Raw genomic sequence first — 15804 nt, forward strand, 5'->3', positions numbered from 1 at the left:
CGGGTTGGCCAGGTTGCCAGAGCGGACAACTCACATGACAGGCCTTGACCCGGGAACGTACGGCAGGCGCCGGAAGACACTCCCCCTGGCCCTGCTCGCGGGAACCGCATCTGACGAGTGGTGAGCACCGCTGACCAGTGCGGGAACGAGGGTCTGTCGGCACGTCCGAGACCCCTTGGTATGGGTAGGCCCTCGATTTCGTCCAACCCATCACGATCGGTTGGTTCCGAGACCTCTTGGTATAGGCCCGGACCGCAAGGCAGACCGTGGCACGTGGTGGCTGCGTGTGCCGTCCACGATTGCCGCTCCGGGATTGCCGCAATTGTCGTCCCCGGGGATTGTTGCCCCGGCGATTGTCGCTTGGGGGGCCGGGGATCAGATGTTGATCATCTCACCGGCAATGCCCTCGACAGCGTCCTTGATGGCCTCGGACATCGACGGGTGCGGGAAGATGTTGCGTCCCACCTCCTCGGTGGTGATGTCCCACATCTGTGCCAGAGTGAGTACCGGGATGAGGTCGGAGACGTCGTGACCGATGATCGTGGCGCCCAGCAGCTCGTTGTGGCGGGCGTCGGCAACGACCTTGACGAATCCCGATCCGTCCCCCACTCCCCAGGCCTTGCCGTTGGCGGAGAACGGGAACTTGTTGACCTTGACGTCGTAGCCCTTGTCCCTGGCCTGCTGCTCGGTGTATCCGAACGACGCGATCTGTGGCTGGCAGTAGGTGACGCGCGGGATCATGTCGTAGTTGATCGGCATGGTCTCGGCACCCGCGATGGTCTCGGCGGCGACGACACCCTGGGCCTCGGCAGTGTGGGCCAGCATGAGCTTTGCCGTGCAGTCACCGATGGCATAGATGCCGTCGACATTGGTGCGCATGAAGTCGTCCACGGCGATGGCGCCGCGCTCGGTGAGCTTGACCCCGGTGGTCTCCAGCCCGAATCCCTCGGTGCGTGGGGCGAATCCGACGGCCTGCAGGACGCGGTCGGCCTCCAGCACCTGCGCATCGCCGCTCTTGGCCGGGGAGACGGTGACCTTGACCTTGTCACCGGAGTCGTCAATGGCGTCCACCTTGGTGGACGCCATGACCTTCACACCCATCCTCTTGTAGGCGCGGGTGAGCTCCTTGGAGACCTCGGGATCCTCGTTGGGGACCATGCGATCCAGGTATTCCACGATCGTCACCTTGGCTCCGTAGTTGGCCAGAACGTAGGCGAACTCTGTGCCGATGGCACCGGAGCCGGCAATGATGATCGACTCGGGGACCTCGTCGGAGAGGATCTGCTCGCGATAGGTGACGACCCGTTCGGACAGCTGGGTGCCCGGCAGCGTCTTCACCGACGAGCCGGAGGCGATGATGCAGCTGTCGAAGGTGAGTTCCTCACTCACCGCTCCCCCGTCGTCCTTGACGACGATCCCCCTGGGCCCAGTGAACTCGCCCCAGCCGTGGTACTCGGTGACCTTGTTCTTCTTCATGAGGTAGTGGATGCCATTCACCATGCGGCCGGACACGTCACGGGAGCGGGAGTAGGCCTTGCCGAAGTCAACGGTGACATCACCTGAGATGCCGAAGGTGCTGGCCTGCTTGGTGACGATGTTGGCGAGTTCGGCGTTGCGCAGGAGCGACTTGGTGGGGATGCACCCGACGTTGAGGCACACGCCGCCCCAGTACTCCTTCTCGATGATTGCGGTCTTCTTGCCAAGCTGTGCGGCGCGGATGGCGGCGACATAGCCACCAGGGCCGGCTCCGAGGACGACGACGTCAAAGTGTGAGCTCATGGGAACAACTTTAGTGTGAGATCGGCCACTCATGTGTCACTCGTATCACTTGTGTGCAGTTCTGCTGTGAGCTGGTTTGTGCTGTGCGGTGACGCATTTGTACCGCGCGTCACCTTGGTTCATCTCGCATGTGATATATCGTGGAGGGGTTACTGAGAGTCCCCGCGATCCGTCGAAAGGAATCTCCCGTGGACAACGTCAGCCCTGCATCCGTTGGACGCCTCATCCGTGATGCCCGCAAGCAGCGTGGTCTCACCCAGCACCAGCTGGCAGAACTGCTCAACACCTCCCAGAGCGCCATCCATCGCATCGAGGCCGGCAATCAGAATCTCTCCCTAGACTACATCAACCGGATTGCCCAGGCTCTGGAATCGCCACTGTTGACGACGCCGGGCACCGGCACGATGAACTACCTCATCGAGGGGGGTCACCAGCTCTCCGGTTCGATCGAGGTGCGGTCGTCGAAGAATGCCGCTGTCGCCCTGCTGTGTGCCAGCCTCATCAACCGCGGACGTACCGTGCTGCACGGCATCGCCCACATCGAGGAGGTCAACCGCATCCTCGAGGTGCTGCGCTCCATCGGCATGCAGACCGAGTGGTCCGACGACGGCGTCGATCTCACCCTGACACGCCCTGACGAGCTGTGCTTGGACCAGATGGACATCGACGCGGCACGACGCACCCGAAGCGTCATCATGTTCCTGGGCCCCCTGCAACGCGTCTACAAGGAGTTCAAGCTGCCCTACGCCGGGGGTTGCAACCTCGGGGCTCGTACCGTCGAACCCCACCTGCAGGTGTTGCGAGCCTTCGGACTGGAGGTCGTGGCCACTGAAGGATTCTACAACTGCCAGGTCAGTGAGGACGGCGACAAGAGCGGCGACCGGGAACGTCACATCGTCCTCACCGAGCGCGGCGACACCGTCACCGAGAACGCCTTGTTGGCCGCCGCTCAGACACCCAGCCTCACCGTGCTGCGCAACGCCAGCCCCAACTACATGGTGCAGGACCTGTGCGTCTTCCTCACCAAGCTCGGTGTGCGGATCGAAGGCATCGGTACGACCACCCTCAAGGTACATGGTGTGAGTGACATCAACGCCGACGTGGAGTACTGGCCCTCCGAGGACCCGATCGAGGCGATGAGCCTCATGACGGCTGCCATCGTCACCGACTCCGAACTCACCATCGAACGCTGCCCCATTGAATTCCTCGAGATTGAGCTGGCCATTCTCAAGGAGATGGGGCTGAAGTATGAGCTCTCCTCGGAATATCCCTCCAACAACGACTTCACCCGGCTGGTCGACATCACCGTGTTCCCCAGCCACCTGATTGCAGTGGCCGACAAGATCCACCCCATGCCGTTCCCCGGCCTCAACATTGACAACCTGCCGTTCTTCGCAGTGATTGCCGCGCAGGCTCAGGGGCAGACCCTCATCCACGACTGGGTGTACGAGAACCGAGCCATCCACCTGGTCGACCTGGGAAAGCTCGGTGCATCCGTACAGCTGCTCGACCCCCATCGGCTCATCGTTCACGGTCCCACTCACTGGCGTGGCCGTGAACTCATCTGCCCGCCTGCCCTGCGTCCCGCTGTCTGTCTGCTGCTGGCCGCCCTAGCCGCCACTGGGGAGACAACTCTGCGGGACGTCTACATGATCAATCGCGGCTATGAGGACCTGCCCACTCGGCTCAATGCTCTGGGGGCGTCGATCAGCGTCTTCACCGAGTGACGCCCAGCTCTGCACGGGTTTGGTGATTCGCTGAGTGGTTGCTGCGAAGGCGGGTGCCTGTTTGCGTATTACGGGTTTCGGGGCAGCGGCCGGGAATCCATTGCTCCGATCAGATTCGCGATAAGGGGTTGCCTGCTGGTCTCCCTGCCCTGCTCCTTGTCCTTCCTTGCCGATTCGGGTTGCCAGCTGGTTTCCTTGCCTCCCGCTCCTTCATGTCCTTGCCCTGCCATGTCATGGCACACCGTTTCATGGGGTACCTACTGGCTTGCGGAACATTGTCTCCTCGCGCGGGGTACTGCTGGTTCGTCTGCAAACAGGGGGTCGTCACTGGGCGAGACGATGTGTCGCAGCGCCCTCCTGAACGGTGAGCAGGTCCTGATGGGCGACGAGCGCCAGCTCGCCCGGCTCCTCGCTCTCTGGGGCGTCCGACGCGGTTGCCGACAGGACGAGCCAAGTCTGCTGGGTGGCTCGGGCCACGGCCTCGCTCAACCGTGCATCACTGTTCTTCTGCTGGCCGTGCAGCAGCCCTGCCAGCAGAAGGGCTGCGAAGAGGTCACCGGAGCCACTGAAATGCCTGGACAGTGTGGGGGTGCTGCACACCCAGGCTGAGTTGGGTGTCACCGTCATCACATGGGTCTGATCCTCGGGAAGATCCGTGGTTCGTACTGAGGTGACGACCACCGCACGCGGTCCGGCAACCGTGGCTCCAGATGCACGGGGTCGGAAAGGATTCTGACCCGTCGTGTGGGACATCACGTGCCATGTTCCGGCGTGGTGTTCGGCATCGTCTCTCGCTGACCCCATGAGTGCTGACCCCATGAGTGATCGCGCGGCGGCAATCACTTCGGCACATGTGGGCATTGAGTTGCCGTCTCCCCGGGTACTGGTTGTGGCCGTGTCCCCTGGACGACTCGTGGGCCCCGGGCAGGTCGCGAGTCCCGGATGATCCGTGAGCATCGCGAGCTCGAAAAGGTTCGGTGTGATGATGTCCGCAGCCGGGACGACGAGCTCGTGCATCATCTGCACCACACCGTCGCTGACGTAACAGCGGCCGTCGTCACCCATGACCGGGTCGCACAGGTAGTGTCCTGCCCCTCCCCTGGCGCGGATCTGCTGGACGGCATCGACGACGACTGGCCCGCTCGTCTCGGTGAGGTATCCCGACAGGACGGCGTCACACCGTCCGAGGAAACCGTTGTGCCCCAATGATCGCAGTACGGCACGAAGATCCTGGGCGTTCACCGGAATCGATCCCACGTTCGGGTACCCGTTGTGGTTGCTGAGCACTGCCGTGGGAAGCGAGATGACCTCGACTCCATTGCGCTGCAGCGGGAACACGGCTGCGCCGTTGCCGACATGCCCGCCACACACCTGGCTCTGGGCCGAAAGAACTGTGGGTGTGGTGATGGTGGATGGGGGGATGGATGCCATGCCACGATCATGGCACGTGTGTTCCACAATGACCTGATTGCCACCTCACGTGGCAGGTGAGGGCACGAGAACCATGATTTCCACGGCGGCGAGCGGAGCTCGATGGATCTTCACCCCACGTTGTGGTGCAGGCAGGTCGATGTGGTGGGGTGCCTCGGTCGGGATGGGTGGTTTTGGTGGTGTGGTATTCGTGCTCGGAGTCGTCCGTCCTGCCACGCCAGATGGCAGGTGGGGGGCATCTGCACCACGATTTCCACGCGACGGTGATGGAGTGGTGTCCATGGCTCGGGAATCTCGATACACGGTCGAAAAGAGACAGCGATGCAAATTCGCGGGTCAAAAAGCGGCGCAGCCTCACATGCGGATGACCTGCCGGTGGAAGAATCGAGCCATGCATGCACGCGACTTCGACTTCTTCGGCTCTGGATTCATCGCCATGGCACATCGTGGTGGCGCCCAGTTGCCGGAGAACCTTGGCAAGGAGAACACCATTGCTGCGTTCTCCCATGCAATGAATCGTGGAATCACTCATCTGGAGACCGACATCCAGGTGACCAGGGATGGCCATCTCGTCACCATGCACGATCCGGTTCTCGCTCGGGTCACCGACGACGACCACGGCGTCGTCGCCATGCTCACCTTGGTTGAGCTGCGCGAGGCCACCATTGACGGTGAACCCATCCCCACTCTCGATGAGGTGCTCGACACCTTTCCAGACGCCTGCTTCAACATCGACATGAAGGCTCCGGGCACCGTCGAGCCGCTCGTGGCAACCCTCGCTCGTCATCAGGCCTGGGATCGGGTGTGCGTGGGTTCGTTCAATCCGCGAAGGCTCGCTGCATTCCGGCGTCTGGTGAATCACCCGGTGGCGACGGCCGTGGGGCCGGTCGGGGTGATGTCCTCGTGCCTCACCCATCGACCCACGACACACGCGCCACTCGGGGTCGTCTACCAGATGCCGTGGCGTGTCAAGGCAGGACCTTGTGAGATCGACCTCGTCACACCGTCGTTCATTCGGGCCGCGCACCGGGCTGGCAAGCTGGTGCAGGTGTGGACGATCAACGATCCCGGCCAGATGGAACAGCTCATCGAGATGGGCGTGGACGGCATCATCACTGATCGTCCCGACGTCCTGCTCAACGTCATGCGTAGGCGTCATGTGGTCTGAGTGTGAGGGGTCGCCTGCCATGACGGGTGGTTCTCTGCCATGATGGTGAAGGTACGGTGCCAATCACCGACATCGTCAGCGAGAGGAGCATGTCGTGGCTGATCGGGCTCTGCGAGGCATGGGACTGGGTTCCAAGAGCTTTGAGGACGAAGAGGGCGTCGAGATGGCTGAGCGGAAGGAGGTCGGTTTCGACTGCGCCAATGGCCACCATTTCGAGATCACCTTTGCCATGGAAGCCGAACTACCAAGCCTGTGGGAGTGCCCACGTTGCGGAGCAGAGGCCACCCGCAGCGATGGGACCGACCCCGAGCGCAAGGCCCAGAAACCACAACGCACCCATTGGGACATGCTCACCGAGCGTCGCAGTATTCCTGAGCTGGAGGAGCTGCTCAGCGAACGGCTCGAGGAAATTCGCAAGAACGACTGATCTCGCGCCACGAGTGATAGCGGAAGGGGCCACGCGCATCACGCAGTTGACGCGAGGGTCCCTTGGCTTTTGGGCCCATACAGTGACTGCTGATCCATTGGCCCTGCATGGCTTATGGATCAGATGGTTGGTCCCTGCAGCGCTGCACGTGTTGTCAAAAGGCGTGTGGCGCACGGTACATCACAGCGGGTCGGTCATCAGCGGCATGCTATTTGCCCTTGGACGTGGTGACCCGTCTCGGCGCTCCCCGCCCCAGTTGCGAGGGCACCGAACTACCGAACGGATTTCCCACTGGTATCGGGGGCGCACACCATTAACCGGTGAGATCCGAGGTGGCGAGGCGACATGCCATGCGGACACCGGCCGCTCGGTACCGTTTGGGGGTGCTGGCATCACGGAATCGGTTGTCAGCGTCTGAACTGCTTGATGGCCCCACTTGCCTTGCCTGCGAGCTCGTCTGCCATGTGACGCACCTGCTTGGCTCGGTGCTCCACACCCCATCTGGTGGTCTGGGCCATGGCCTCGACGACGATGTCCTTGCTCATCTTGGACGCCCCACGTTCGCGTTCGACGAAGGTGATCGGCACCTCGACGACGACCCCTCCGGCCTTGAGGACGCGCCAGGTCATGTCGAGCTGGAAACAGTAACCGGCCGAGTCGACCGTCGCCAGGTTGATCGTCTTCAGCGTCGAGGCGCGAAAGGCATTGAATCCGCCGGTGGGGTCCTTGACGTCGATGCCCAGCATGAGCCGAGTCCATGCTCCTCCCCCACGAGAGATGAACTCGCGGCTCTTGGGCCAGTTGACGACTGACCCGCCGGACACGTAGCGCGATCCCTTGACCATGTCGGCATGCTGCAGAGCGGAAAGCAGGGCTGGCAGTTGTTCGGGCTGGTGAGACAGATCGGCGTCCATCTCCACGAGCACGCCGTAGTCGTGCGAGAGCCCCCAGTCGAATCCAGCCAGGTAGGCGGCCCCCAGCCCTTCCTTACCCTTGCGGTGCATGACGTGGACGTGTTCGTCTGCGCCGGCGAGCCGATCGGCGATCTCACCGGTGCCGTCGGGGGAATTGTCGTCGGCAATGAGCACGTGCACCTGCGGATTGGCGGTCCGCAGTCGCGATGTGACGGTCTCAATGTTTTCTGCCTCGTTGTAGGTGGGGATGATCACCAGGACCTCTCCCAGATCTGCACCCATCGGTTCGCCGGCCATGACACTCCCATCTCTGGACCGTTGAAATACCCCTCAGCTTAGCGGCTACGCGGTAGGGCGGGCATGTTCGAGGGAAGGTTCAGTTCGCACCTGTGACACTGGGTGTTCATCGGGACCGCTCAGTCTTCGTCACTGCGGTGGTTTTGAGCAGATGCGTGGTAATTCCGTTCGGGACTGCGTCGGTTGCCACGCAAGGAGGCAGACATGACGGTCAGGAACACATGTGCCACAGCGAGTGTGCGGGGATTGGACTTGGGGGTGGGGCCTTGGCGTGGGGAGCTGGGCATGACACCCACAGTGCTGAACACCTTGCGGAGGGCTGAGCTCTAGGTGTCAGCAGCTGGGTCCTGCTCGCTTTTCTTTTTGCCATTGGAGGCTGAGCCCTGGGTTTAGGGAGCTGGATTGTCGCGCCCACGTTCGACGGACCATCCCGAGGCAGAGCCCTGGGTGCAGGGAACTGGATTCATCAGCTCGTGGACTGCTGGCTTCGGATGGGTGTGTGGTATTTGTGTTTCGGACGGCATCGCCTACCACGCAGGAATGCAGACACAAGTGCCAGGAACACATTTGCCACAGCGAGACCGACGCTGATCCAGGTGATCCACGGTGTCAGCACCACGCCCCAGGACATGCCTTCGGTCAACGGCACGCTCACCGAACGATGGGTGTGGGTGCCCTCCGTGGTTTGCGTCACCACCTCACCGGTCGACGTGATGAGCCCGGACAATGACGAGGTGGTCGACACGACGATCGGGCGTCCCAGCTCGATGGCTCGCGCCCGCGTCATGCGCCACTGCTGATGGGGCTGCCGAGTCGCGGTGTAGGTCGCGTTGTTGGACTGCACGGCTATGAGCTGGGCTCCGTTGCGTACCGTGTCATGGACCGTCGGGTCGTACGCCAGCTCGAAACAGATCACGTCTCCCACGACGACGTGTTTCCCGGTGATGCGGGCATCGATGACGCCGGGGGCGGTTCCCGGTACCGACTGACGGCCCACCTGTTTGAGCACCGGGATCAGGGGAAGCAGGGTGCTGCGCCACGGGATCCACTCGCCGAAGGGCACCAGATTGCGCTTGTGGTAGACGGACGTCGGTGCGTGGGCATGGGCGGGCCACCACATGCCAGTGGTCTGACGTTCGCCCTCGTGGGGGCCATGGGTGACGGCCCCCACGAGGATTGGCTGATGGGCGATCGTGGATGCCAGGGTGATGACCCGCCCCACCTCGGGATTCTGGACCGGGTCGATGTCGGTGGAGTTCTCCGGCCACAACAGGAAATCTGTGGTTGGACGCCCATGCGCACGATCGTCGGCCACCTGAGCGATGGTTTCGGAGAGGTGGTTGGCTGTCACCGAGCTGGCATAGCCGGTTGCATGTGAGCCAGCGGTACCGTCCACACCACCTTGGATGATCCCCACCCGTACCGATCGGGTGGGCGCGACGGTGGTACCGGAGCGTCCCTTCGCAGGTGGAGTGTGGCCCGCCAACTGGGGTGGAGCGGCTGAGCCGGATCTTCTCGTCTCGGACGGGATGCTGCTTGCCGCGGGCGCTGCTCCGGTCGCTGCACGACCTGTCCTGGGGTGATTGCTCGTCCACGTGCCCACGGCACACATGAGTCCCAGCACCAGGATCAGTATCGTTGCGTCCACGAGCTGGTGTGCCCTTCTTCGGTACAGGACGGTGAAGGCAAGCAGCTGGCCCGCCAGCGCCACCATGAGGCTCACTCCCACCGCTCCAATCCACCGCAGCATTCCGGCAGCCGGGGTGTCCATCGCCGACCAGGCCAGACGCACCCATCCGAACCCACCGACCGGCCAGCGGGCGAGCAGCACCTCGGTGGCACTCCACATGCACGCAGCCCACACCGGGGCACCTGGCAGGTCACGCACCAGACGGATCGTCCACGCGGTGAGGGCCGGGAACATCCCCAGGACGGCGATGAGCAGCACGGCCACCGGCCATCCCAGCACCGAGGCCCACGAAACCGTCGAGGCGTACAACCCCAGTCCGAACAGGTATCCCAGCAGTGGTGCACGTCTGGTTGGATGCCAGCAGACGAGCACGGTGAGTGCGGCAACCCCCGGAACCGTCAGCCACTGACCGCCTGGGATCTGTCCCAGCCCCGTGGCCACTCCGGTCACCATGGCGAGCAGGCCACGGCAGAGCCGGGCCATGTGATCGTCTCGGGTGAACCATCGCGGCAGCGGACGGATCCGCTCCGTGGTCGTGGGGTGAGCGTTCCGCCAGTGTCGCTGCTGTCGTGGTCGGTGGATCGGGGCCCCGGCGCCCTGCTCGTCCATGCCTTCCGTGCAGTGAGGATGCACAGGAGCGAGGCCCTGCTGCGAAGGAATCGTTTCCGCAGAGCAGGAGTCGGTCGATCTCGGCACAGGTGGGTCCGCCGCAGGGTCCGGCGGGACGTTCACCGCACCAGTCCGTCTGCCGGGATCTTCCGCTCGCCCACCATGTTGAGGTCGTCGAAGATGGTGTCGAGCACGACGATCGTCTCCGTGCTGCAGTTGCACAGGGTACGAATGCGGGTGAGCAGGTGGTCGAGCTCAGTGGGAGTGCGCGTCTGCACCCGAATGAGATAGGACGCGCGTCCAGCGATGGAATGGCAACCGCGTACCTCGGGAATGGTGAGAAGCTCACCGGGGATGGCGACATCGTCCTGGGGTTCCACCGGCATGAGGTGGATGAAGGCCGTAATCCCAGCCCCGATGGACTCCAGATCGATGACGGCCTTGTACCCCTTGATGACCCCCTTGGCCTCCAGACGACGCACCCGCTGCTGCGCTGCGGAGGTGGACATGCCGGTCTGCTTGCCCAGGTCTGTCCATGACATGCGCCCGTCGGACTCCAGCAGGGCCAGAATGTGGCGGTCGGTGGCATCCAGCTCGTCGGAGGTGTCGCCGTCCGGTCGTGTCGTCATGAGAAGAATCCTGTCCATGCGGGGTAGGCCAACCATAACAAGGTGTGCCGCGGCACCCGATCCGTCGGGAACAACGTTTCCTCCCCATTGCGTGGTGCAGGGGGCTGATCGTGTGGCGCAGGGAACTGATCGTGTGGCGCAGGGAACTGATCACGTGGCGCAGGGAACAGGGGTGACCAGCTGCGAGGAGTGCGAACCTGCCACTACGGTTAAGCCATGAAGGTGCTGACCACGACGGCTTTCCGCAAAGTGCTGCATGCCCTGGGAGACAATCCTCGAGTGGTGACGCCGGGTTCTGCAGCCACCCCGTGCGAGGCTCTCCACCTCATTGACGAACAGCTGGATCGCTGGACGTTGTTCTGCGTCAACGCCCCGGTTGGCGTGCCCACCCGCGCCGAGGTCACCCACGAGACCATCTTCGTCGGTCCGGGACAGCGTCATGCCGAACACGTCGAGTTCCTTCCCGGTCGGCTGAGCAACACACCGGACTTGCTCAGGACCACCCGCACACCTGATCTTGTCGTCCTGCACACCACCACTCCCAGGAACGGCCAGGTCTCCATGGGCATCGAGGTGCAGATCATGCCGGCTGCCGTGGAGGCAACACGTGCCCACGGCGGAATCGTCGTGGCAGTCATGAATCCGCGCATGCCGTTCGTCGCTGGCGACGGCGTCATGTCCACCGACGAGATCGACTACGGCATCGAGATCGACGCGCCGCTCGTCACCGTCGACAAGGCGAGCCTCGATGATGCCTCCATGACGATTGGGGACACGATTGCCGCACGCATGGGCGAGGGGGCGACGATTCAAGCGGGAATCGGTGCCATTCCCGACGCCGTGCTCTCCTGCCTGCAACAACCCCAGGTCGACTCGCACCCCGGGCTACTCTCAGTCACCACGCGACGCCATCTGGGCGTGTGGACCGAGCTCATCGGCGACGGGGTGCGCGAGGTGGACGATGCCGGTGTGCTCGACCCGAATCGCCCGATCGTGGGAACCTTCCTGATCGGTGGTGACGAGTTGTATGAATGGGCCGGGCGTCAATCCCGGTTGCAGTTGTTGCGGTGCGAGCGGACCAACGACCCCGGAACCATCGCCCGGCAGCCGGCCATGACGAGTGTCAACACCGCCATGCAGGTGGATCTGTTCGGGCAGGTGAATGCCTCACGGATCGGTACGCGGATCTTCTCCGGTACGGGTGGTGCCACCGATTTCCTCGTCGGGGCGCTGCACTCCCCCGGCGGTCAGGCTCTCGTTGCGATGCGAAGTTGGCATCTCAAGGCCGGCGTGTCGACGATCGTCGGCAAGCTCGATGCACCGGTCACCAGCGTGCAACCCACCGCCGTCGTCACCGAGCAGGGGGTGGCCGAGCTGTTCGGGAATTCTGAGCGGGAACAGGCTCGTCAACTCATTGAGAATGCCGCCCACCCCCAGGCGCGCCCCCAGCTGAGACAGGCCGCGGCCCGTTACGGGTTGTAGCGATGGTCGGGTGCTGCTCCAAATCAAGGGCCTCAGTCCAAATCAGGGACCCCTGTTTGCCCAGCTGCTTTGGCAGGAGAGGATCGGCAGGTGCGATGGCACGGATCTCTCACCGATCGAGCCGACCTCTCACCGGTCGAGGCAGACTCCTCACAGGCCGAGCAGGGCACTCAACACCTGCACCACGCCGTCCTCGGTGTTGGGTGGGGCAAGGTACGCCGCCTTGTCGATGACCTGGGGGTGGGCGTTGGCCATGGCGAACGACATCGTCGCACAGTCCATCATGGCGAGATCGTTGAGGTAGTCACCGAAGACGACCGTCTCGTCACGGCTGATCCCCAGACGACCCTGCACCTGCGAGAGGGCAGAACCCTTGTTGGTGCCGACATTGGACATGTCGATCCAGTGCTGGCCAGAGACCGTCACCTGGCACAGCTCGGCGAAGTCTGCCACCCGCGGTGCCAGAACGGTTTCCGCATCGTCGAAACAGTGGATCGCCACCTTCACCGCCCCCTCACACACGGCCCCATGGTGGGCATTGACGAGGTCCGTCGTGATCTCGTGTGACAGGTAGTAGGGAGTCACCTCACGCAGGAACGGCTCGTCGTCGCGTTCCACATAGCCACACTCGGGGTGGCACACCACTGCCGCACAGTCGATTCCCGCTGCCCTCAGCTCACGTACCCGGATGATCGTGCGTCGTACCACCCGGGGATCCAGCGGTGTGGAATAGATCAGCTCGTCGTCCATGACGACGTTCGTGCCGTTCTCGGCAATGATGAGGCTGTGGCCCGGCACTGTCGGGAACTGTGCTGCCAGGGCGGCACATTGCCGTCCGGAGGCAGGAGCGAAGATGATGTCACGGTGGGCCATCGTCTGCAGGACGGGCTCCAGCCCTTCGGGCAGGTGATGGTCGGGACGCAGCAGGGTTCCATCCATGTCCGTGACGACGAGTCGGATCCTCGAGGCCAGGGGGTTGGCCTCCGGTCTCAGCCGACGCAGGTCGTCTGGCCGATGAGGGTTGTCATGGGCGGCTGGGTCACGGAACGGGTGGTCGATGGCGTGCGTCACGGCCCCATTGTGCCTGACAAAAGCACCATTGAGTCTGGTCGTGTGTGGCGGTGTGGCACTGGGCCCGCTGTGTAGCTGGTATCAAGACGTAGTAGAGTCCCCTTGACTCAGCGGCTGCTTCATACCCAGCGGCTGTTCTGGAAAGAACCTGGATCATCTGCGATCCGGTTGAAGGGAGAACTCATGTCACTTCCAGTGACTGAGCAGATGGGTACACGTGAGTTGACGGTGCGAGGAGTGCTCCTCGGCGGGTTGATCACCCTTCTGTTCACAGCAGCGAACACGTACATGGGGCTCAAGGTTGGTCTTACCTTTGCCACATCGATTCCTGCGGCCGTCATCTCCATGGCCGTGCTGCACATGTTCAAGAATCATTCGATTCAGGAGAACAACATCGTACAGACGGTGGCATCTGCTGCCGGTACCTTGTCGGCAATCGTCTTCGTCCTGCCCGGCCTCATCATGGTCGGATGGTGGAATCACTTCCCCTACTGGACGACCCTGGCCATCTGTGCGATCGGCGGAATCCTCGGCGTCATGTACTCGATTCCACTGCGTCGGGCGTTGGTCACAGGTTCCGACCTGCCGTACCCCGAAGGTGTGGCAGCGGCCGAGGTACTCAAGGTCGGTGACACCACCGAGGGCGCCCAGGCCAACAAGGTCGGCATCCGGGTCATCATCATGGGATCCATCGCCTCGGCCCTGTACCTCGTCGGGACGTACCTCGGCGTCGTCAAGGGTGAGATTCGCAAGAACTTCAGGGTGGGAAACACCAGCACCTACATCGGTGCCGGACTGTCCATGGCCCTCATGGGCGTGGGGCACCTCGTCGGCCTGACGGTGGGTATTGCCATGCTCGTCGGCGTCGTCATCTCCTACGGGTTCGTGCTTCCCTGGCAGATGTACGGCAAGCCCATCGACATGATCGACGGTGTCTTCGCCCACCAGGTGAGGTTCGTCGGTGCTGGAACGATGGCGATCGCAGCAGTGTGGACCCTGCTCAAGATTCTCGGTCCGATCATTCGCGGTATCAAGGAAGCCCTCGTCTCGCACCGCAAGCAGCGTGCTGGTCAGACCGTTGACCTCACCGAGCGTGATCTTCCGATGAGCGTCGTGCTGCTCGCCGTCATCGCTTCGCTCATCCCGATCGGCCTGTTGCTGTGGGACTTCCTGCGCGACACTGCCGTACATGGCGGGATCTCCGGCCTCATTCTCGTGACGATCGTCTTCATCCTGCTGGTGGGTCTGCTCGTTGCCTCGATCTGTGGCTACATGGCTGGTCTCATCGGCGCCTCGAACTCCCCCGTCTCGGGTGTCGGCATTCTCGTGGTCATCCTCACTGCCCTCATCATTCGTGCCACCCACCATGCCACCGGTGTGGAGGAGTCCAAGGTGCTGGTGGCGTACACCCTGTTCACCGCGGCGATCATCTTCGGCATGGCGACGATCTCCAACGACAACCTGCAGGACCTCAAGACGGGCCAGCTGGTCGGCGCCACCCCCTGGAAGCAGCAGGTGGCGCTCATCATCGGCGTGATCTTCGGCTCGGCCATCATTCCGCCGGTGCTCAGCCTCATGCACCAGGCCTTCGGCTTCCAGGGAGCTCCCGGAGCCGATCCCAAGACTGCCCTGGCGGCTCCCCAGGCTGGACTCATGTCGTCGCTGGCCCAGGGTGTGTTCGGTGGCAATCTTGAGTGGAACCTCATCGGGCTGGGCGTGCTCATCGGTATCGGTGCCATCATCGTCGACGAGCTGCTCGGGCACTTCACCGATCGCATGCACCTCTCGCCGCTGGCCGTGGGCATGGGCATGTACCTGCCGATCATGACGTCGGTGGCCATCCCCATCGGTGCCCTGCTCGGTGTGGGCTACGACAAGTGGGCCCAGCGGGCCGGGGGTGACGTCGAGGGCAAGAAACGTACCGGTGTGCTGCTGGCGACCGGCCTCATCGTGGGTGAGGCCATCATGGGCGTCATCTACGCCGGTGTCGTCGTCGCCACCGGAAATGGTTCCGTGCTCGACGTCGTCGGCGACTCCTCCTACGGCAACTACGCCGAGTACGTCGGCCTCATCGTCATCGCCCTCATGACGTGGGGGGCCTACAGCCGCGTCAAGAAGATGGCTGTCGCGCGGGAGAATGCCAGTACCTCGCAGTGACTGTCACATGCATGTGATCGGTTGATCGATTATCAGTTGCCTGGTGCCGTACGGTGCCAGGCAACTGCTTTCCCAGACATGGAAGATCAGCGTCAGGCTCACCCCCACCAAAAGGTTCTGCGGAGTCTGGACGATGGGGTTCCCCGCGCCGCATGGACCGTGTTGACAGGCATCTCGATGACGACTGCCTGCGGCCTTGGCTTGCATTGGTGATCCGTGAGCAACGGCTTGGGATCTTTGCTTCGGCCACATGTCATGGCCCGGACCATCAAACCGCGTCATTGCGTGCTCAACAGCCTCTGGTCGGGCTGACAGGATTTGAACCTGCGACCCCTTGACCCCCAGTCAAGTGCGCTACCAAACTGCGCTACAGCCCGATGGACTCGGTTGTGAATCCGAAGAAGAACATTAGCGTACTTTCAT

The 15804-nt window shown here is 63.0% G+C and carries 11 protein-coding genes and 1 tRNA gene; 5 read left to right on the plus strand and 7 right to left on the minus strand.

All coding sequences use genetic code 11. The features are described from left to right. Positions 1-375 precede the first annotated feature (375 nt). Positions 376-1779: a dihydrolipoyl dehydrogenase gene (lpdA, locus tag CKV91_RS06410; protein WP_021105555.1), complete on the minus strand. Its 1404-nt coding sequence runs from the start codon at positions 1777-1779 to the stop codon at positions 376-378. A gap of 188 nt (positions 1780-1967) precedes the next feature. On the opposite strand from lpdA, the gene CKV91_RS06415 reads away from it, so the two are divergent. Continuing rightward, the gene (locus CKV91_RS06415; RefSeq protein WP_021105556.1) at positions 1968-3506 is read left to right on the plus strand and encodes a helix-turn-helix domain-containing protein; all 1539 of its coding nucleotides are present in this window, start codon (positions 1968-1970) and stop codon (positions 3504-3506) included. A gap of 324 nt (positions 3507-3830) precedes the next feature. On the opposite strand, the gene pdxY is transcribed toward CKV91_RS06415, so the two are convergent. Next, a complete protein-coding gene (gene pdxY / locus CKV91_RS06420; protein WP_065860672.1) occupies positions 3831-4937 on the minus strand; it encodes a pyridoxal kinase in 1107 nt (368 codons plus the stop codon). Between the two features lie 391 nt (positions 4938-5328). Here pdxY and CKV91_RS06425 point away from each other — a divergent pair, with 391 nt between their 5' ends. Then, positions 5329-6105, plus strand: a complete 777-nt coding sequence (locus CKV91_RS06425) for a glycerophosphodiester phosphodiesterase (protein ID WP_021103301.1) — start codon at positions 5329-5331, stop codon at positions 6103-6105. A gap of 94 nt (positions 6106-6199) precedes the next feature. Beyond that, the gene (locus CKV91_RS06430; RefSeq protein ID WP_021103302.1) at positions 6200-6532 is read left to right on the plus strand and encodes an RNA polymerase-binding protein RbpA; all 333 of its coding nucleotides are present in this window, start codon (positions 6200-6202) and stop codon (positions 6530-6532) included. Between the two features lie 407 nt (positions 6533-6939). Here CKV91_RS06430 and CKV91_RS06435 read toward each other — a convergent pair whose 3' ends face one another. From CKV91_RS06435 to CKV91_RS06445, 3 genes are all read right to left on the minus strand, one after another. Next, positions 6940-7743 (minus strand): polyprenol monophosphomannose synthase, encoded by an 804-nt coding sequence (locus CKV91_RS06435; protein WP_021105558.1) that lies wholly within the window; start codon positions 7741-7743, stop codon positions 6940-6942. 466 nt (positions 7744-8209) lie between these two features. Continuing rightward, a complete protein-coding gene (gene lnt / locus CKV91_RS06440; protein WP_065860692.1) occupies positions 8210-9916 on the minus strand; it encodes an apolipoprotein N-acyltransferase in 1707 nt (568 codons plus the stop codon). 245 nt (positions 9917-10161) lie between these two features. Further along, complete coding sequence (locus tag CKV91_RS06445) at positions 10162-10671, minus strand: Lrp/AsnC family transcriptional regulator (RefSeq protein WP_021103305.1); 510 nt, start codon at positions 10669-10671, stop codon at positions 10162-10164. A gap of 222 nt (positions 10672-10893) precedes the next feature. Between CKV91_RS06445 and CKV91_RS06450 the strand changes: the two genes are divergently transcribed. Beyond that, positions 10894-12153, plus strand: coding sequence for an acetyl-CoA hydrolase/transferase family protein (locus CKV91_RS06450; protein WP_411430989.1), 1260 nt, complete (start codon positions 10894-10896; stop codon positions 12151-12153). A gap of 150 nt (positions 12154-12303) precedes the next feature. Here the strand turns inward: CKV91_RS06450 and CKV91_RS06455 are convergent, their stop codons facing one another. Beyond that, the gene (locus CKV91_RS06455; RefSeq protein WP_021105561.1) at positions 12304-13224 is read right to left on the minus strand and encodes an HAD family hydrolase; all 921 of its coding nucleotides are present in this window, start codon (positions 13222-13224) and stop codon (positions 12304-12306) included. 222 nt (positions 13225-13446) lie between these two features. Here CKV91_RS06455 and CKV91_RS06460 point away from each other — a divergent pair, with 222 nt between their 5' ends. Beyond that, positions 13447-15381 carry an OPT family oligopeptide transporter gene (locus tag CKV91_RS06460; protein ID WP_331712749.1) on the plus strand — a complete coding sequence of 645 codons (1935 nt, stop codon included), beginning with the start codon at positions 13447-13449 and terminating at the stop codon, positions 15379-15381. Positions 15382-15681: 300 nt separating this feature from the next. Here the strand turns inward: CKV91_RS06460 and CKV91_RS06465 are convergent. Then, positions 15682-15758, minus strand: a tRNA-Pro gene (locus CKV91_RS06465). Positions 15759-15804: the final 46 nt, after the last annotated feature.

Source organism: Cutibacterium granulosum (assembly GCF_900186975.1).
GTDB lineage: Bacteria > Actinomycetota > Actinomycetes > Propionibacteriales > Propionibacteriaceae > Cutibacterium > Cutibacterium granulosum.